This window comes from Legionella nigrisilvae, from assembly GCF_977063395.2.
On record NZ_CDRUGZ020000019.1, the window covers coordinates 617,867 to 637,144 of the forward strand.

A 19,278-nucleotide genomic window follows, 5' to 3' on the forward strand; every position below is an offset into this window, starting at 1 on the left:
TATTTATTTCAGTTTTTTCATGACTATACCCATGAAAGGAAATGCAAGTAATTGGATGGAAATGGAAAAAATAACTAAAGCGAGAATGGACGTATCATAGAGAACGCCCATTAAAACACTACCCAAAAACCAAGATACTCCAAAACCTGTATTGAAAATTCCATATGCTGAGCCGCGTTTTTCTTTAGGTATCATACCGGCTATGATGGCGCGCATCAGTGACTCATGAGCACAAACCCCAATACTCCATAAAATTACTCCTAATATAGCCAGAGTGGAAGTACCAAAAAAGACTAAAGGGGCAAAAAAACAGGATATCAAGGAGACAAGGACGAGAATAATAAAACCATGTCGGTCATAAAGATATCCGAGAAATGGGGCACTTGCTATATTGAATCCTTTGGCTAGGGCATAAGAAATGGGGATCCAAAGTGGAGATAAAATATCTTCTTTTTGAAAGTGATAAGCAATTAATGGGAAATCGGCATAGCCAGCTGCAATGAGTGCTGCTCCTGATAAGTACAGCCAAAAAGCTGTATTCATGCTCATACCGCTAATTTCCAGGGTATCATGATGTACTTCTAAGTCTTGGGGGCGAGGATAGAGCCAACGTGACAAGAATAAAGTGCCTAAAGCAAATAATGCAGGAATTAAAAGCAACGCGAAACAATAGCGATATTCCACTTTAAAATAAAGTGCGAGAGCCACAATCAAAGGACCTATCATCGCCCCGGTTTGATCCATTGCTTCATGTAAACCAAAAGCCCAACCCATTCCTTTTTGGTGTCCTGCATGAGCAAGCATGGCATCTCGCGCAGGTGTACGAATCCCTTTTCCTACTCGCTCTGTAATAATGAGGGTAGCAGCAGCCCACCATTGTTCCGCGATGGCTAATAAGGGAACTGCTAATAAATTACAGGTATAACCAAAAATAGTGAGCGTCCAATATCTATGAGTACGATCCACAAGATAGCCGGATACCAGACGTAGTGTATAACCTAATAATTCTCCAAAACCAGATACAAAACCCACAACAGCGGCATTGGCTCCTAATAACGCCAAATACGGTCCAGTGATACTGCGTGCACCTTCATAGGTCATATCCGCAAAAAGACTCACAATACCGGTGAGAATGATGAATTTAAGCGCGGCATCCTTTGATAGGTTTTTTTGATCGCTCATGAGTTGCGTCTCTCTAAGATCATAAATTTTGTAACCTAAGTTAAGGCACAGTAAAACCTAAGTCATTGCGAGGGTAACGACTGGTGCCTTCTCATTAGGCCACAATTTTATAAACCTATTATAAGCATCTTAAAGGGCATTTAAATATAGATGTTCGAAACCAGAAAAAGATAAACTGTGATGTTTCCTTTGCGCGGGGTTACTGGTATCAAGACGTAACCCAGGAAACTGGTTCAATAGAGCTTTAAAAATGCTGTGCATCTCGATGCGTGCCAATTTTGCACCCAGACAAAAATGACTGCCATAACCATAACTGAAATGTTGGGGGTGTTTATTATTAGGATTGATGGCATCTGGGTCGTCAAAATAATGGGGATCACGATTAATGGCATGTGTCGATATGAAAATCACCTTGCCTTTTTCAATCAATTTATTTCCTATCATCGTTTCATTTTTAGTGACTCGGAAAATAAACGTTACTGCGGGATCAAGCCGGTTGCATTCTTCAATATATCTATCAAGTAGATGACAATTATCTCTTACTTGTTGCCAAAGTCCTGGTTGATTTAACAAAATAAATAAATTATTGCACAGCTGATCAGTGGTTGTGACTTGACCTGCAACTAACATCATAATTGCTTGAGAGATAATTTCATCATCGGTTAAGCCAAAATGGGCTTGATGCTCCAACAAGATACTTAAAAAATCGGATCCTGGTTTTTTTCGACGATGGACAATTAAATTTGAAAAATAACTATAGAGTTGTTTGGCACTTTGATTGACCTGAATTCCATCCTGATCTTTATAACTGGTTGAGCCACCAAAAAATTGCGTCATATTATTAGACCAATGATAAAAATCAAGACGTTCACTATCTGGAATTGCGAACAACTCTGCAAGTGTCACCGAAGGGATGTGTTGGGCCAGTTGAGTAACAAAATCAAAAGGTTTATCTGCAGTATACTCTGCCAAACAATTTGTTATAGTCTGCTGAATTAAGGGTTTCAATTGTTCCAGACAGTTGTTACTAAAGCCATGATAACAAATCCGCCGGCGATCAGTGTGTTCTGGAGCATCACTCATCACCATCATTTTACTGACCACTTTAAAAAAATCAGTAATTAATGACAAATTCATCTCGGGCATGCGTGTTATAAAAAAAGGGGTGCGATCACAAGTAAAATCCTCACTTGTGAGGACTTGTTTGGCTAATTTATAGGAAGTAACTACAAAAAATTTACCGGCTTCCCACCAAAACAATTCGCCCATTTCTCGCAAATGATTGCTGAATTGTTCTGGGCTGGTGGTTTGCTTTAACTGCATTAAAGTATAGGGTTTCATAATATTTGGATCCTTCTTAAATGTCTTGGGCTATGTCGATGAAAAGCGTTACGACCATGCAGGAGTGAAAAATTGTCGGCAAGCAGAAAATCACCTTGTTGCCATTGATGTTGATACATATGTTCAGGCATCCGCATCCTTTGACTTAAAGAAGATAAAATGGATTGCGATTCATCCTCATTTTTACCTATTATTTTAACGTGTACTGGATTTAAATAGTCTTCACCTACAGGTTCAGCAAATCTTAAGATAACCTGTTGAGTTTCTGGATGTTTATTGATTAAATTACGAGTAATGGTGCCCCCATAATGTGCTAGTTTTTCGGTATGAAATACGAGCGCATACTGTTGCCACTCTTTTTTTTGTGCATCGCTTGCAGTATGCCAAACCATTTCTGTGTTAACAAATAGAGTTTCCCCACCACTCTCTGCATTGGGTGCCTGCAAACAATGAAAGAGCAAAAAACGAGGTTCTTGATGAAAAGCTCCATCCCAATGCAATGGGACATCTCCTTCCGTAAAGAGATAGTTTTTGGGCTTTTGATCTACTTTCATTTCCATTACCGGACCAAAATCCCAAGAAAGTAACTGGGCTTGCTTTTGACAATATTGGAGCAAATCATCCCGTTGCAGAAGATTAAAGCCTCGTAGAAGCACAATCTTATGTTGAGTCGTTTGCTTTAGGAGCATTTCCAATGATAAATCGGTCAGCTTACGACCATGATCCGCTTGAATTAGATGAGGGCAAAATCGCTGTTGTTGGTTCATGAGTAGGCCTCCAATACATAATGATCTTTATTTAATCGTGCTCCCAATTGCTCAGCTTCTTGCCTTTTTATGAGTTGCCATCTTTTGCCTTTTTTAAGTAGAACATTATGCCAAGGGGTACTCCAACGATTTGATGTAGGTAGTAAGTGAACTCCTATTTTCTCTGAGCCACAAGGCTGGGGATGAATCGACAATCGCACGGATTGTGGAAAATAATTTGTTAATAATCGCGACCACGCATTCGAGCGACGGATTACTTCATAAGCAATTTGTTTGGCTTGCTGGCGTGTTTTGTTTTTTGTTTGTCCAGGTTTTAAAGCGAATTGATCCTCAACAATAAAACGGTGAATCCCGTTAAATTGATAGCGAGCGTGCGGATCGGTTGCTACATGTTGTTTTAATTCATCTAAAGATTGACCAAACTCGGCCATTAATAACTCCCGCATAATCTGATAGTTATGGCAGGGATAGACCTCATCAAGCGCAAATGTAGATAAATGAGTTAATTGGTATTCTTTGATAATTTGTTGAATTCCTTTTTGATATACATCTACATGATCATCACTCACCAAAACTAAATCATTAAAGACGCGACCGTCAGAACAAATGATTAATTTAATACCTACAGGATAAATTTCTTCCAGGGTTTGGCAGAGTCGATTCAAATTACTCAAGCCAATGATTTCACCTCGATCCGGTTTTTCGGAAAGGGTTTTTTGTCTATTGGCTGATTTTGCAGGGAAGGCAGGAAGAATGAACGTTAGGGCGCGTTGTTCCTTGATAGCATGGTGAATTTTATCTTGCGGATGGCCAATGCATTCTGGGCATAAAATTCCATTACACTTTGTCTCGGCAAACTCACTAACTCGTCGTTGATTAAACAATACCTTTAATAGCGCAGTTGTTATGTCTTGAATGTTATTTATTGGCATATATTGTCCCTCTTGCTGTTTCCCGTATGTGGAGTAAACAGATTAGATAAAATCTTTATAAGTTGATAATATTAAGTTTTAATAAACTTAATAGAAAAAAATTATGGACATTGATTTTGATGCTTTACGAGTTTTTGTAGTAGTAGTCGAGTGCGGTGGATTCAATGCGGCAGCACGGATCTTATTTAAAAGTCAGCCTGCAATTACTACATCAATAAAAAAATTAGAAGAGCAATTAAATTTGGTATTGTTTGATCGCAGTCATTATCGACCGGTTCTCACAATAGAAGGCGAAAAACTCTATCGTCGAGCTCAGTCTTTAATTGGGCACTGGAAAAACATTAGTCAATTTGCAGAACTACTGCAATCTGAAGCTGAAAGTGATATCACGATTGCCATCGATGTCTTTTTTCCTCTGTCGACTTTGAAACCTCTGTTAAAACATTGGATTTATACGTTTCCTAATACCCAATTTCATTTTCTTTCCGAATCAATTGGAGGGGCGTGTGAACGATTATTGCGAAATCAGGCAGACCTGATTATTAGCGAAAATTTAATTACTAAAAAGGCTGTCGAGGTCATCCCGCTTCGGTCTGAGTTTCTAGTCGCTGTTGCATCCCCCGAATTTATTCAATATTACGGTACCCAATTAGGTGATTTGGATACGCTTTCTGAATGCATGCAAGTGATCCTCCGTGATTCCTCGCAATCTGATTTTTCCTTCGGTGTCATAGAACATGGACATCGATGGACTGTGAGCGATGTAATGGTGAAGAAAGATATAATTGTTGCAGGTCTGGGTTGGGGAAGATTGCCCTTGCATATGATTAGCCAGGAGCTAGCGGATGGTAGGTTACAGAGCTTGCAAGGGAATCATTTCGATAAACGGTTAGTTACTTTAGGCGCGATTCGTTTACAAAAACCAGCCAGAGGACCGGTAGCCGAACAACTTTGGCAGGATTTAAATAATAAAAATATAGCAAGTTTTGAACAATAAAGTAAGGAGTAGCTCGGCCTAATCATGAAATTACTTAATTTTAAGGTTGAAGCCAATAACAAATTCTATGGAAATAAAGTGGAAGCGTAAAAGTTGAATTATACTTATACAATATAAGTTTTCAAAAAAGCCTACACTTTTAGAGGAAATATATATGTCTCAATCAAAAGATGAGGAAGAGATTCCATTAGGTCCACCGAAACACACCTCGCAAGTGGACAGTTTACTACCAGCTGAAGAGGAGGAGAGCAAAAAGAAAAGTATTCGCATTCAAAGCGAACAGGTAGAAGCTTTCCTTGCAGCCTATAAGGAACATTGTGGGGCGAAATGGTTTAAAGATCATCCTCCTAAGAAGGATGAGAATGGCGGATTGTCTTTAACTTTTAAATCAGAGGAGGACATGGCGTCGTTCTTCCAAAAGCAGGCAAAAGAAGGAAAAAGTTTTATTATGGTCGATGCAGAAACCAATAAAGTGATTGCCTATTCTAATGGTGATGGCAAGCTTTATCAAACGACTAAAGAGGGCCCTAAAGCCTATGAAGGTGGTTCTTTGCTCCCAAGTAAAGAGGCGATGAAGGACCTTCCTGACTTAGATGGTTTTAAACTGCCCGCAAAAGATGAACCTGAACAGAGTAAGGGGGCTAAGTTACAATAAGATAAAATTTAGGACACTTGCTCTTTTTTATATTGATCGTCTGCTTCTTTTGCCTTACGTTGATTTTCTTGCAATTGCAGGGCATTTAGTTGCTGTTGCCAGAGCACAGCAGCTTGTGCTCTTATTCTGTTCAATGCTTTTACCAATAATCCTAAATGGGTTGCCAACATAGGGAGTTTTTTGGGGCCAAATACAATGAGGGCAACAATAAAAATAACCAAAAGTTCGCCACTACTCATAGAGGTTTGTTATCCTTTTTTGGGTGCTCATCAGCTTGATTTTCATTCAAGGCCTTACGGAAATTTTTAATGGCCTCGCCAAGATCGGTACCTATAGTTTTTAATTTGGAAGTACCAAAAAGAGCTAGAATAATGACTAAAATTAACAATAAAGAAAGAGGGCTGATTCCACTTAGTCCCATGTTTAATTCCTCGTATTAGGGTTAATAAGTACAAACAACCCTGCCAGAATTGCTCCTGAAAGGGCAAGCGGGGTGAGTTGTTTGTGATGGATAAGATGCGCATAGTCAAGCAGGCACACTAACAGGAACGAAAGTCCCGCGCCGATCGCAATACTATTCCAATGGACTGCTGGTTTTTCATTTTCAGGCTGAGCATTAGCGCGCTCTTTATTTATTATTAATTCTTCTTTTTTAAGCTCTAGAAAATCAAAGAGCAGTTTTGGCATATGGGGCAATTGTTCCGCAAGAAAAGGTAAATTTCGTTTTAATTGGGTGAAAAAAGCTTTAGGACCTATTTGATCTCTAACCCACTTTTCAAGAAAAGGTTTGGCTGTAGCCCATAAATCCAAGTCTGGATAGAGTTGACGTCCTAAGCCTTCTACAGCAAGGAGCGTTTTTTGTAATAAAATAAGTTGTGGTTGTACTTCCATATGAAAACGTCGAGCAACCTGAAAAAGACGCAATACTACTTGTGCAAAGGAAATATCTTTTAAAGGTTTTTCAAAGATAGGTTCACATACCGTACGAATACCGCTTTCAAATTCATCTACACGGGTATCACGTGCAACCCAACCAGATTCAACGTGTAACTCCGCAACACGCCGGTAATCCCGATTAAAAAAGGCCAATAGATTTTCTGCTAAATACCGTTTGTCATTGTCATTTAATGTCCCCATAATGCCAAAGTCGATGCATATATATTGGGGGTCTTTGGGATTTTTATAAGAAACAAAAATATTTCCTGGATGCATGTCTGCATGAAAAAAACAATCACGAAATACTTGAGTGAAGAAAATTTCTACACCCCGCTCCGCCAGTTTCTTTATATCAACCCCATGTGCTTGTAAGCTTACGAGATCGGATACAGGGATGCCATGTATTCGTTCGAGCACCATCACATTAGATCGTGAATAATCCCAATAGACTTCTGGAATATACAGGATAGGAGAATGCTCAAAATTACGTCTTAATTGAGCTGCATTAGCTGCTTCTCTTAGTAAGTCGAGCTCATCGATTAAGGTATGTTCAAACTCTGTTACAATTTCTTTTGGTTTTAAACGCCTAATCTCTGGCCAATAACGGTCCGCCCATTTTGCAATAGTATGCATAATACTCAAGTCTTGCTCAATAATGCGTCGCATGTTGGGCCTAAGCACCTTGACGATCACTTCCTCGCCTGTTTTCAAAGTTGCTGCATGCACTTGCGCCATAGAAGCCGATGCTAAGGGTATGGAATCAAATTCAGCAAAAACCTCATAGGGAGACATGCCATAAGCTTTTTCAATAATGGCCATGGCTTGTTCGCTAGGGAATGGAGGGACTTTATCTTGTAATTTGCTAAGTTCAATCGCTATATCCAAGGGCAGAATATCAGGGCGCGTCGAAAGCGCTTGACCGAATTTAATAAAAATAGGCCCTAATACTTCCAAGGATTTACGAAGTGCTTCTCCATGCGTTAATTGTTCTTTACGAAACCAATTCCAAGGATTTAAATAGACAATAAAGCGTAGCGGTGCAAATAATCTCAATGACACGACTACATTATCTAGTCCATTTTTAGCTAGAACATAGTTAATATGAATAAGACGGATGAGTTTTTTAATGGATTTCATAGCGGCTTATTAGTTGATTTACATGAGCTTGCAAACGCTCGACACTTAAAGATAACTCGTCTACTTCAACAAAAAAATCTTCCAGTTCATATTTCGTTGGCATGACTCGTAATTCTTCTTGCAGATATTCCGTCACATTTTGATGAAAGGAATCATCCACTTTCTTTTTGAATGCCATCCCTTTACGCACAAAAGAACCGATTTGATGAGCCACTACATCACCAGTAAAATGAGCCAGATGGCCTTCCCAATCGATATCCATTTCGTCAAACAATTTTTTTACATGCTGTCCTAATTCCGTATCTCCAGTCATGCGAATTTTATCATTAAACAAAGAACGGGCTTTGGAAGCGGGTAATAAACTCAAGCGGATCAATCCTAAAGGGTTGCTGTGAATAACTGTGTCCGCTTTGCTATCGAAGCAATCAAGTAAGACAATTTCGCCATCCTTAAAATGTATAAAAAAATTAACGTTTAAAGGGCTTATGATTATTTCAAGGGTTTTATTATCAAGCGCTTTCAGCTTGGCTGGCATTTGCTCATCCAGTTTGGCCGCTTTGTTAATGGCTATTTGAAGAGCCTTTAGGGAGTATTTTTTTAACATAATGCACTCAATATTTATAGGCAATGTGCAAGGCAACGATACCACCACTGAGATTATCATAGTGACAGTCTTCGAATCCTGCATCCTCAATCATTTCTTTTAGTTTGAGTTGATTGGGATGCATGCGTATGGATTCAGCAAGGTATTGGTAACTGGTTTTATCTTGCGCAATAAGCCCCCCTATTTTAGGTAAAATATTAAACGAATACCAGTCATAAATAGGTTTTAAACCAGGAAATGTGGGGGTGGAGAATTCAAGAATCATCACTTTCCCTCCGGGTTTGCACACACGATACATTGAACGAAGCGCTTCTTCCTTATCGGTTACGTTTCTTAAACCAAACGCCATAGTAATACAATGAAAACTGTTATCAGCAAAGGGCAGACATTGCGCATTACCTTGTACGTAATCAATATTCTTATATAAACCTTCATCTAATAAGCGATCACGTCCTACATTAAGCATGGCTGAATTTATATCAGTGAGAACAACTCGACCTTTATCACCAACCTTCTTACATAATAACCGTGTTAAGTCGCCACTGCCTCCGGCTAAATCTAAGACAAGTTGTCCGGTACGCACTTGGCTATGGCCTACCGTGTAGCGCTTCCACAGATGATGAATACCTAAAGACATTAAATCATTCATCAAGTCATATTTTTTTGCTACGGAATGAAAAACTTCGGCTACTTTCTTTTCTTTCTCATCCCAGGCAACAGTAGAGTAACCAAAATGGGTTTTCTTTTCTTGATCAGTCATACAGGACACGGATTTGTTATTTAATACTCCATATTAACTGATTTTAGTCGAGATACACAGTCCTAATGTCTTCGCTTAGTTAACATTACTTAAGATTTTTATAAAGGATATTATTTTTTCATAAAATACCTGCTGAAAGGATTCCGTGCTCCAAATTTAAAAACTGAGAGTATTTTTTGTTCCGACATTCACTTTTCAGTCAAAGTTAAATACTATTGCGCGAAATTTATTTCTTTTAATCCTTTTTTAATCAAAGGCGAGATAAAAATTTATGAAATCAATTCTTGAACTCATTTCCATGATGAATATGGACGGTTCTTCGGCAATTACCGATGTAAAAATAAAAATCAATCAATTAATGGGTTTAACTGAAGGTGGGTTTAATATCGGCGAATCAATGAGCCGTTCTGGAGAGGATGGGGCCTTAACGGATTTGCGGACTACAGCTTCTTTAATAACCACGGATCCTAAAACAATAGAATTAAGAAGACGTTTAACCTTATTACAAAATAAATATAATCTTATTAAATTTGAAGAAAAAATTGATGAAGAGGCCAAGCAATCTACATTTATTATCACTGACGTTGTTTATCCTGAATTTCTGCATACGGTTATGAACGTTCAGCTTATAGAAGATATGAATCCTCAGGAAGTCAATTCTGTTGTTATTAGAAATATGAGGCCGGAAAATAGATTTACGGTGGAGAAACGCAATAATGCGCAATACCTCGCTCCAATGCAGTTCCTAAATGATAACTATCAATTTATCGTTGTACCTAAAAATCTAAGTCTTTTACAGGAGAAACTAAATAGTTTAGCGCCTACTACATCGTTCCGGTGTAATTAAACTCCTTTTGTTATTAGCCTCTCCTTAGGTGTCATGTACTTTGGAGAGCAATCCACTTTAGTTACGGCTTTTCTCCCCATTGGGGTGAAGAGCTATTATTTAAAAATTTTATCGCTTCCTTAGGGGAAGAAGGACTGTTAAAAAATAGCCCTCTTCCATTCACGGGAGAGGGGCAGGACTAGGTTTAAAAATGCAGTGCAAAATGCAATTTTAGAATTGGCTCACGTTTGCAGATACTGATTTTGCAGGCTTGACAATTTCAGCAATATTAATAGAGTTTACAATAGCAGCTAGTTCTCCATTTTTGGCTGCCTGAGGAATATGGTTGATGTCGAAAGTACCTTCGTGTAACGATTTAATAATGCTATCAACAGCCTTAAGTTTTGCTGTTTTCGAACGAGCTTCTCCTCCAAACCAGCGTGCCCAGGAAGTATAGAACTCGCCGCGGCTATCTTTTTCTCGCTTATCTCTATATTCCATTAACTTGACTATTGACTCGTAGTAATTACTTAGAGCTTCACTATTTATTTGACCCTGACGATCTGAATTTTGCTTAATTGCGTGTACAATAGGCTTTATCGCAAACAGCCGCTCTTCAGGTAGTAGTGCTACTTTTAAATAAGCGTCTGATGGAGGTGCTGTGTGATCAATTTTATAGGGTACCTGAATATGCACCACGCTATCCGAACTGTCATCAATAGAGGTACTGTCTTCAACAATAATAACGTTTTTAGCGCCTTTATTTGCTTTATATTCATTAGCAGTTTCTAATTTTGACTTCTTGTGTCCACCTAAAATTTCAATATTTGCAAAATCAATTTTTGCCTTTGTTAATGCCGATTGAATTTCTATCTTCGTAGCACATTTAGAGCAAATAATAATGTGGTCACCACGTTTTTGCAGATCTTCGAAAACCTGTTTGGTTGTATCTGGAAAAAACAAAACTCTATTATTATCGCCCAATCCGTTTTCTGAGCTTAATGTGTCATCCATATCAAACAAAACGATATTAGCCATAAAATAACCTCAACAGAGAAAATTGGTAGTGTACTCTTTGGTTTTAATTTGATCAACTAAAACATAGAGTACACACGTTTTATATCAGTTATACATAGGATGCACGATAAAGTTCATTGCCTGAGTGGTCTTATTTACCCTTTCCACTGAAAAATACTTCAAAGGGTAGCTAATGTTTGCAGATACTGATGCTCATCAGGAGGAATATTATTTTTTTGTGAGAGCCACAGGTATTCGGCCAACTGCTCCATCATTAAATGTTCTACTACTAATGAGTCATTGTATTTGTTGATCAAATTTTTATAGATTAAATGAATGCCCGCAGGACGATCGGTTGCAATTTGTTCTCTAATTGCAAGATGAAGTCCCATGTGGAGGAATGGATTCGGTTCCCCTGACTCGGGGAAATAGGATTGTAGCTGGAATTTATCTTGATTTTCGAGGAGCTTATGATATTCAGGATGGGCCAATATTACTTGAACAATCTCATTTTCTAAAGGAGACAATAGTTTTTTATGTTGGTATTTTTCCCAACTGGAAAAAAACATTTGTCTTGTGTCTTGGATGGTATCGCCGTAAAACATGTACTGCTCAATTTGTGTAAAAGGTTGAGTTTAACTGAAGTGGGTTTGAACAACAATGGGAAAGGGCTTTTGTTGTTTATTCCTCGGTTGACATGGATAAATGGTTATGAGATATTCGCATTGCGAGGTTGGACTTGCTATGTGTCATTCCACTGGGTCAATTGGCGACACACTGATTGGCCCTTTCTATCACATCGATGTACCGATTAATTCTGAAATTAAACTTAAACAATCCGTCCCAAGTTTAATGCCTATAAAAGCCATTAATAAACCACTGAGTAATTCGATCCCTTTCCATACGTTAGTTTTTGACAAGACATCAGAAAAATATCGTGCGGTGAAAGTTAATGAGCTAAACCAAATCAAGCTTGAGGTAAGTACCCCCAGTAGAAAAATATGTTCTTGCTCCGGATATCCGCTGCTGCCACCACCAATAATCACCAGAGAATCAATAATGGCATGGGGATTAAGTAAGCTAAATCCCAGGGCCAGGAGGATGATTTGAGTTCTGTTACGGGGTTGATGAGATGTATTTTCTTCAGCATCAGTTGATTTTGAAAACGCACGAGATAGTGCTTTTGCGGAATAAAATAGTAAAAAAGCAGTACCTAACAACATCATCCAGATTTGCAGAACAGGACGAAGTAGGAGCAATTCATGCAAGCCTGTTATACTGGAGCAAATTAAAATAAAATCACAGATAAAACAAATAACAGCAGAGAGCATTGCGTGATTTTTTTGTGCACCTTGTTTGATTAAAAAAATGTTTTGCGGTCCTAAGGCAATAATCAAAGATAAGCCTAAAAGTAAACCATTAAGATAAACAAACATAATCACGATATAAAAATAATCAAAGATAGCGATTATAACATTGCAACTTAGGCAATGTGGAGTATAAAATGCGTCGATTATTCTGTCTCCGCAAGAGAAGCGTACAAAATAAGAACAAATAGGAGGGAGCGTGGGCTCTTTGTTACTAAGAAAGCTAATCGTCACGGCAACTGTGGCGGTGCTTGGCCTGGCAGGTCAATTATTACATGCAGAAAATGAACCTGCTCAAGAGAAATTATCAATTATTAATGGGTATTATCCTGCTTATCCACCGACAGCTCCAGCCACTGGTGAACAACAGAATTTAATTCAGCGGGGAGAGTATTTGGCCAAGATGGGGGATTGTATTTCCTGCCATACCAATGTTAATGCTCGCACACCTGCATATGCTGGTGGATTACCAATAGATACTCCTTTCGGGACATTTTATAGCCCTAATATTACTCCAGATAAAGAAACGGGTATTGGTAACTGGACTGAAAAAGATTTTATTCGTGCTCTTAAAGAAGGTCGTGATCCTAAAGGAAGAAACTATTTCCCAGTATTTCCCTATATTTATTTTTCTAAAATAACAGATGATGACGCCCGAGCTCTATACGCTTATTTTATGAGTCTGCCTCCGGTTAAATTACCTAACAAATCATTGCCTTTCCCTTTTAATGTTCCAGGTTCTCGCTTTACACTTTGGGGCTGGAATTTATTATTCTTTTTCCCTGAGGGACATGGATTTCAATATGAGAAAGGCAGATCCCCTGAGTGGAATCGTGGAAAATATATAGTTGATGGTCTAGGACATTGCAGTATGTGTCATACCCCATTAAATGTATTTGGGGCTCCAAAAAATAAGTATTATTTAACGGGTGGATTTATTGATGGATATTGGGCACCAAACATCACCAAGTATGGATTGGAGTCAGGAACCCATCAGGAAGTCGCAGATGTATTCAAATTAAATAAGCTTCTCAATAATGCAGGCCCTGTGGCAGGTCCTATGGCAGAAGTAAATCATAACAGTCTGATGTATTTGACTGATGCCGATAGAATGGCTATAGCTACATACCTTAAGACCGTAGTAAGTGAGGAACCTTTAGGATTACCCGCTTCCAATGAGCCCCCCTCGCTGGATCGCGGAAAGCAAGTTTATTTCACGGCGTGTGTCATTTGTCATCAAGACGGTGCCATGAGTGCTCCTTTGCTGGGTAGTTCACCAAGCTGGTACGAGCGTTTAAAGAATAGTGGGTTAACGGGTTTATATCGTCATGTCATTGATGGGTATAATTTGATGCCTATTAAAGGCGCCTGCGTGACCTGCTCTGATAACGACATCATTTCTGCTGTTGATTACATATTAAATGAGTCATTAACCCGCACCCAATTGATAAACCTGAAGTCAGGTGGCGCAGCAAAAGCTCCTCCAAGTGGGGAAGCCGTTTATAACGAGCACTGCGCAGCCTGTCATAATGATGGAAAACAAGGTGCGCCTAAAATTGGTGATCAAGAAACATGGAAATCATTGATTGCAAAAAATATGGATGTATTGATTGAAAACACCGTTCATGGGAAAGATCATCCAAAAAACGGAGGCTGTGATCAATGCACCACGAATGAGGTAATCGAGGCAGTTAAATACATGGTCAGTAAATCTAAAACTGAAGGAAATTACTCATTGTGGTAGTGTCGTATTGCTGAACAAGAACCCCTGCGAATGGGGGAGACCAAATTAAAAATATAAAACTAAATTGGAGCCAGTTCATACTGGCTTTCTTGACAAGACGAGGAATGGGGATGTTAAACAGGTTAAAGATCTGTAGATTATTAACGATGCTAGGTGCCTGGGTTGCGAGCCGACCACTATTCGCTGCTGCGGATTTTTGGCAGTTAAATATGCACAAAGGGGTCACGCCTATCAGCAAAGACGTATATTACCTGCATATGGTATGTATGGCTGTTTGTGCCATTATTGGAGTCGTTGTCTTCGGTGTGATGATCTATTCAATGATCCATCATAGAAAATCTAAAGGATATAAGCCCGCTAAATTTCATGATAATCCTCGATTAGAAATTGTCTGGTCGATCATTCCTTTCTTGATTCTTGTTGGACTTGCAGTTCCTGCTACGCGGGTTTTAATCCGAATGGATGATACAAATCAATCCGAAGTAACCATAAAAATAGTAGGTTATCAGTGGCGCTGGCAGTATGAATATCTTGATCAGGGAATTAGTTTTTTCAGTACCCTATCTACACCATTTGCGCAAATTCAAAATAAACAGAAAAAGAATGAGTGGTATTTACTCGAAGTAGATAAGCCCATGGTGGTACCTGTGAATAAAAAAATTCGCTTTTTAGTGACTTCAAATGATGTTGTTCACTCTTGGTGGGTTCCAGAATTAGGTATTAAGCGCGATGCAATACCGGGATTTATGTATGAAGCGTGGGCAACTATTGAAAAACCAGGAACTTATCGAGGTCAATGTGCGGAACTTTGTGGTGTAAATCATGGCTTTATGCCAATAGTAGTTGAGGCCGTGACTCAGGATGATTTTGATAAATGGGTCGTCGCGCAAACAAAAAAAGAAGATCAGTATGCGAATCAAGAAGAGAATCCTCCTACCCAGAAAACGATGAGCCGAGATGAGTTACTTGCATTTGGGAAGCAAAAATACGAGCAATTTTGTTCTGCCTGTCATCAACCCAACGGCAAAGGTATCCCACCGCTATATCCTGCGCTCAGAGGTAGTTCGGTCGCAACAGGCCATCCTGTTTCCCGGCACCTGGATATAATCCTTAATGGTATTACTGGTTCTGCAATGCAGCCTTATAAAGATCAACTTACCGATGAAGAAATAGCTGCGATTACGTCTTATGAACGTAATGCCTGGGGTAACAACACAAATGATGTCGTTCAAGCCGCAGAAGTTGCTGCACAACGTCAGAAAGCTAATCAACAACCAACCATGGTTAATAAAGTTCAAGCTGGAGGTTTGCAATGAGTAGTTATACATTAGCGCACGATGAAAAACATGATGATCATGGTCCAGAACAGGGTAAAGGCATTTTAGGCTTTATAAAACGCTGGTTGTTTACTACCAACCATAAAGATATCGGCACACTTTATCTGTGGCTCGCAATGATCAGTTTCTTCCTGGCTGGTGGCATGGCGCTAGTGATTCGTGCAGAGCTGTTTCAACCTGGTCATCGCTTTGTTGATCCGAATTTCTTTAACCAAATGACGACATTACATGGGTTAATTATGCTATTTGGGGTGGTAATGCCTGCATTTACCGGAATGGCTAACTGGCAAATTCCTATGATGATCGGTGCTCCAGATATGGCTTTGCCCCGATTAAATAACTGGAGTTTTTGGCTTTTGCCCTTTGCGTTTACATTATTACTTTCAACCACATTTCATGCAGGAGGTGGCCCTAACTTTGGTTGGACGATGTATGCACCTTTATCTACCAAATATGCCCCTCCTAGTACAGATTTTATGATTTTCTCGATCCATATGATGGGTATTTCATCCATTATGGGTTCGATTAACATTATCGCAACGATTTTAAATTTACGTGCCCCAGGTATGACATTGATGAAAATGCCAATGTTCGTATGGACTTGGCTAATTACTGCCTTTTTGCTAATCGCGATTATGCCTGTATTGGCTGGAGCAGTCACCATGATGTTGGCAGATCGTCATTTCGGCACCAGCTTCTTTGAAGCTTCAGGTGGTGGAGATCCCATACTGTTTCAACACGTATTCTGGTTCTTCGGACATCCAGAGGTGTATGTTCTTGTATTACCCGCTTTTGGCGTGATTTCCGAAGTTATACCTACGTTTAGTCGTAAGCCATTATTCGGCTATTATTTTATGGTATACGCGACCGTCAGCATTGCAATATTGTCATTTATTGTATGGGCACACCATATGTTTACCTCAGGTATCCCGTTGGGTGCAGAGTTATTTTTTATGTATACGACAATGCTTATTGCTGTTCCAACCGGTATTAAAGTATTTAACTGGGTTAGCACTATGTTTCGAGGTTCTATGACCTTTGAAACGCCCATGTTATTTGCGTTGGCATTTGTATTTTTATTTACCATAGGTGGATTTACAGGGCTTATGTTGGCATTGGTGCCTGCAGATTTTCAGTACCAAGATAGTTATTTTGTAGTAGCTCATTTCCATTATGTTCTGGTCCCAGGTGTAATTTTCGCCCTTTTTTCTGCAACCTATTATTGGTTGCCGAAGTGGACTGGGCATATGTATAACGAGGTACTGGGCAAATGGCATTTTTGGTTATCTGTTATTTCAGTAAATGTAGCATTTTTCCCGATGCACTTTTTAGGTCTGGCAGGAATGCCCAGAAGAATCCCAGATTATGCATTGCAATTTACTAATTTTAATATGATCTCTTCTATAGGTGCTTTTATTTTTGGTTTTACTCAGCTTTTATTTTTATTTAATGTGATTGCCACAGTAAGGAAAAAGGGTACTAAAAAAGATATCGCAGCTGGAAGATCTTGGGAAGGAGCATATGGTTTGGAGTGGACGTTACCTTCACCACCCCCATATCATACGTTTACGACACCACCTAAACTCGATTTATAGGTTTGTTGTATGAAAAATCAAAAAGGGCATCACAGGCTAATTATCATCTTATCGGGTCTTGTACTGGGGATGTTTGCTTTCGGATTTGCCTTAGTGCCTATTTATAATAGTTTATGTAAGTCACTAGGTATTAATGGAAAAACAAACCCCGAAGCGGTAGCTTACGATGTAAATAAAGCGAAAATCGATAAAAAAAGGGAAATTATTGTAGAGTTTGTTGCGACAAACAACAGTGGGGTACCATGGGCTTTTTATCCCAAAACTCGAAAAATAACGGTACATCCCGGGGAAATAGCCAAACTTGCTTTTTATGCTGAAAATAAAACGGATCATCCGATGACCGTACAGGCAATACCTAGTGTTACACCTGGGATTGCTGCAAAGTATCTGAAAAAAACTGAATGTTTTTGCTTTACTCGGCAAACACTAAATGGACACGAGGCAATGAATATGCCTTTATTATTTCATTTGGATGCTGATTTACCTGAAAAGGTGCACACAGTTACTTTGTCTTATACTTTATTTGATGTAACAGATAAAGGTTAACATAACCTGGCAGCTCTGATTATAAGCATCTAAGCAGTAATCATAAGCTAGTCATGCAAGTTGGTAATTTTTAGTAGGTTACATGCTTCAATGGCAAGGAGCGTGTCAAAAACAGATTAATGCCTGTTTCAATTCTACTAGCTTGGTCATAGAACTTGGTTTCTTGCTTTATGCTTCAGAAACAAAGTCCTGGGACTTAGGATAGCGAATTCTAAATAGGCCCTATTCATGACAGGAGATAAAAATATAATGGGAGCACATGGTACTTATTATATCCCTAAGCCAAGCCATTGGCCTTTGGTGGCATCATGTGGGTTAACTACTACGCTTGTGGGTGCTGCATCTTGGCTTCATAATGATTGGTATGGACCCTACATATTTACTATTGGTGTAGGAATCATGATTTTTATGTTATTTGGCTGGTTTGGCCAAGTGATTTATGAAAATTCGAAAGGAGTCTATGACGAACAAGTTGATAGATCATTTCGTTGGGGAATGTGCTGGTTTATTTTTTCTGAAGTTTGTTTCTTCGGTGCATTTTTTGGAGCCCTTTTCTATAGCAGGTGGTGGTCTGTCCCTATATTAGGAGGTGAATTTCACCCCATTACACACTTTACATTATGGCCTAATTTCAGTGCCAACTGGCCTATCTTATTTAACCCAAACAACCAGGTTTTTGCTGGTGCTCATGAAGCAATGGGAGCGTGGGGATTAGCAGCAGTGAACACGCTTATTTTATTGACCTCTGGGGTCACTATCACCTGGGCTCATTGGGCTTTAAAATTAGGAAAGCAAAGACAGCTCATTATCGGGATGATTTTAACCATTTCGTTAGGTATATTATTCTTAGCTTTACAAAGTTATGAGTATCATGAAGCATACACAGAAATGAATTTAACCCTATCTTCGGGGATTTACGGAACGACATTTTTTATGTTAACCGGATTCCACGGGATACACGTGACTTTGGGTACAATTATGCTAATTGTGATCACTGTTCGTTGTAAATTAGGTCATTTTACTCCAGAACGGCATTTTGCTTTTGAGGGAGTGGCTTGGTATTGGCACTTTGTAGACGTGGTCTGGTTGTTCTTATTTGTTTTTGTTTACTGGCTATAAATCGATCCTTATAGTTGTAGCCCGGGTGCACCAAAATGTAACCCGGGTTTCTTCATGGTTAAATCAATTCGAGTTCGCTGCTTCCAGCAAGGATGATTCAGTAGTGATTTCATAAACGTGTATTAATCAACAAACCAGGCTGAAATTGGATCTCTTTTATGGTTAGCTTATAGGTAAAAAACGAGTGAGCGAATTGAATTTCTTGGATAATTGCCTGGCCGCGAAAATGTTTGGCAAAAAAGGAAACTTCAATCTCCTTTTCAATATATTCCTCGCATCTTAATTCCAGTTTTTTTTCAGATAAACTTAGTAGTTGGCTTATGTATTCAATTTCGCCAATCTTCATTAGAACATGAACAGGTTGAACGGGCTGAATTAACATTGCGTTCTCCAAGCAATATAACCAGCTTATAAGG

21 protein-coding genes are annotated in these 19,278 nt (G+C 39.0%); 8 read left to right on the plus strand and 13 right to left on the minus strand.

The features are described 5' to 3' along the window. Nucleotides 1-3: 3 nt before the first annotated feature. The 4 genes from ACWTE2_RS07805 to ACWTE2_RS07820 form a co-directional block, all read right to left on the minus strand. Complete coding sequence (locus ACWTE2_RS07805; RefSeq protein WP_454784886.1) at nt 4-1,182, minus strand: MFS transporter; 1,179 nt, start codon at nt 1,180-1,182, stop codon at nt 4-6. 129 nt (nt 1,183-1,311) lie between these two features. Continuing rightward, nucleotides 1,312-2,523, minus strand: coding sequence for a cytochrome P450 (locus tag ACWTE2_RS07810; RefSeq protein ID WP_454784887.1), 1,212 nt, complete (start codon nt 2,521-2,523; stop codon nt 1,312-1,314). Next, nucleotides 2,520-3,290, minus strand: coding sequence for a TauD/TfdA dioxygenase family protein (locus ACWTE2_RS07815; RefSeq protein WP_454784888.1), 771 nt, complete (start codon nt 3,288-3,290; stop codon nt 2,520-2,522). The genes ACWTE2_RS07810 and ACWTE2_RS07815 overlap by 4 nt, the downstream gene beginning before the upstream one ends. Next, nucleotides 3,287-4,222, minus strand: coding sequence for an L-tyrosine/L-tryptophan isonitrile synthase family protein (locus ACWTE2_RS07820; protein WP_454784889.1), 936 nt, complete (start codon nt 4,220-4,222; stop codon nt 3,287-3,289). Before ACWTE2_RS07820 ends, ACWTE2_RS07815 begins: the two co-directional genes overlap by 4 nt. Nucleotides 4,223-4,325: 103 nt before the next feature. Between ACWTE2_RS07820 and ACWTE2_RS07825 the strand changes: the two genes are divergently transcribed. Next, the gene (locus ACWTE2_RS07825; RefSeq protein WP_454784890.1) at nt 4,326-5,219 is read left to right on the plus strand and encodes a LysR family transcriptional regulator; all 894 of its coding nucleotides are present in this window, start codon (nt 4,326-4,328) and stop codon (nt 5,217-5,219) included. A gap of 154 nt (nt 5,220-5,373) precedes the next feature. Further along, nucleotides 5,374-5,874, plus strand: coding sequence for a hypothetical protein (locus ACWTE2_RS07830; protein WP_454784891.1), 501 nt, complete (start codon nt 5,374-5,376; stop codon nt 5,872-5,874). Between the two features lie 8 nt (nt 5,875-5,882). On the opposite strand, the gene ACWTE2_RS07835 is transcribed toward ACWTE2_RS07830, so the two are convergent. From ACWTE2_RS07835 to ubiE, 5 genes are read right to left on the minus strand one after another with little or no spacing between them, the layout of a single operon-like run. Then, entirely contained in the window at nt 5,883-6,113 is a 231-nt protein-coding gene (locus ACWTE2_RS07835; protein WP_454784892.1) for a Sec-independent protein translocase subunit TatA/TatB, read from the minus strand. Next, nucleotides 6,110-6,295: a twin-arginine translocase TatA/TatE family subunit gene (tatA, locus tag ACWTE2_RS07840; protein WP_182392203.1), complete on the minus strand. Its 186-nt coding sequence runs from the start codon at nt 6,293-6,295 to the stop codon at nt 6,110-6,112. Before tatA ends, ACWTE2_RS07835 begins: the two co-directional genes overlap by 4 nt. Before the next feature lie 2 nt (nt 6,296-6,297). Beyond that, nucleotides 6,298-7,947: a ubiquinone biosynthesis regulatory protein kinase UbiB gene (gene ubiB, locus ACWTE2_RS07845; protein ID WP_454784893.1), complete on the minus strand. Its 1,650-nt coding sequence runs from the start codon at nt 7,945-7,947 to the stop codon at nt 6,298-6,300. Then, on the minus strand, nt 7,934-8,551 hold the full coding sequence (locus ACWTE2_RS07850; protein WP_182392205.1) for a ubiquinone biosynthesis accessory factor UbiJ: 618 nt from the start codon (nt 8,549-8,551) through the stop codon (nt 7,934-7,936). Before ACWTE2_RS07850 ends, ubiB begins: the two co-directional genes overlap by 14 nt. Before the next feature lie 7 nt (nt 8,552-8,558). Then, nucleotides 8,559-9,311 carry a bifunctional demethylmenaquinone methyltransferase/2-methoxy-6-polyprenyl-1,4-benzoquinol methylase UbiE gene (gene ubiE / locus ACWTE2_RS07855; RefSeq protein ID WP_454784894.1) on the minus strand — a complete coding sequence of 251 codons (753 nt, stop codon included), beginning with the start codon at nt 9,309-9,311 and terminating at the stop codon, nt 8,559-8,561. Nucleotides 9,312-9,582: 271 nt separating this feature from the next. Between ubiE and ACWTE2_RS07860 the strand changes: the two genes are divergently transcribed. Beyond that, nucleotides 9,583-10,158 carry a hypothetical protein gene (locus ACWTE2_RS07860; protein WP_454784895.1) on the plus strand — a complete coding sequence of 192 codons (576 nt, stop codon included), beginning with the start codon at nt 9,583-9,585 and terminating at the stop codon, nt 10,156-10,158. Between the two features lie 210 nt (nt 10,159-10,368). Here the strand turns inward: ACWTE2_RS07860 and ACWTE2_RS07865 are convergent, their stop codons facing one another. The 3 genes from ACWTE2_RS07865 to ACWTE2_RS07875 form a co-directional block, all read right to left on the minus strand. Then, a complete protein-coding gene (locus ACWTE2_RS07865; RefSeq protein WP_454784896.1) occupies nt 10,369-11,175 on the minus strand; it encodes an HAD family hydrolase in 807 nt (268 codons plus the stop codon). A gap of 158 nt (nt 11,176-11,333) precedes the next feature. Beyond that, complete coding sequence (locus ACWTE2_RS07870; protein ID WP_454784897.1) at nt 11,334-11,759, minus strand: DUF1841 family protein; 426 nt, start codon at nt 11,757-11,759, stop codon at nt 11,334-11,336. A 189-nt stretch (nt 11,760-11,948) separates the two neighbouring features. Further along, nucleotides 11,949-12,590 (minus strand): LysE/ArgO family amino acid transporter, encoded by a 642-nt coding sequence (locus tag ACWTE2_RS07875; RefSeq protein ID WP_454784898.1) that lies wholly within the window; start codon nt 12,588-12,590, stop codon nt 11,949-11,951. A 130-nt stretch (nt 12,591-12,720) separates the two neighbouring features. On the opposite strand from ACWTE2_RS07875, the gene ACWTE2_RS07880 reads away from it, so the two are divergent. The 5 genes from ACWTE2_RS07880 to ACWTE2_RS07900 all read left to right on the plus strand — a co-directional run bounded on the left by ACWTE2_RS07880 (nt 12,721) and on the right by ACWTE2_RS07900 (nt 18,862). After that, nucleotides 12,721-14,265, plus strand: coding sequence for a c-type cytochrome (locus ACWTE2_RS07880; protein WP_454784899.1), 1,545 nt, complete (start codon nt 12,721-12,723; stop codon nt 14,263-14,265). A gap of 110 nt (nt 14,266-14,375) precedes the next feature. Further along, nucleotides 14,376-15,581 carry a cytochrome c oxidase subunit II gene (coxB, locus tag ACWTE2_RS07885; protein ID WP_454784900.1) on the plus strand — a complete coding sequence of 402 codons (1,206 nt, stop codon included), beginning with the start codon at nt 14,376-14,378 and terminating at the stop codon, nt 15,579-15,581. Beyond that, nucleotides 15,578-17,197, plus strand: coding sequence for a cytochrome c oxidase subunit I (gene ctaD, locus ACWTE2_RS07890; RefSeq protein ID WP_454784901.1), 1,620 nt, complete (start codon nt 15,578-15,580; stop codon nt 17,195-17,197). Before coxB ends, ctaD begins: the two co-directional genes overlap by 4 nt. 9 nt (nt 17,198-17,206) lie before the next feature. Next, nucleotides 17,207-17,743, plus strand: a complete 537-nt coding sequence (locus tag ACWTE2_RS07895) for a cytochrome c oxidase assembly protein (RefSeq protein WP_182392213.1) — start codon at nt 17,207-17,209, stop codon at nt 17,741-17,743. A gap of 249 nt (nt 17,744-17,992) precedes the next feature. After that, nucleotides 17,993-18,862: a cytochrome c oxidase subunit 3 gene (locus ACWTE2_RS07900; protein WP_454785028.1), complete on the plus strand. Its 870-nt coding sequence runs from the start codon at nt 17,993-17,995 to the stop codon at nt 18,860-18,862. A 109-nt stretch (nt 18,863-18,971) separates the two neighbouring features. On the opposite strand, the gene ACWTE2_RS07905 is transcribed toward ACWTE2_RS07900, so the two are convergent. Next, nucleotides 18,972-19,244, minus strand: coding sequence for a hypothetical protein (locus ACWTE2_RS07905; RefSeq protein WP_454784902.1), 273 nt, complete (start codon nt 19,242-19,244; stop codon nt 18,972-18,974). Between the last annotated feature and the right edge of the window lie 34 nt (nt 19,245-19,278).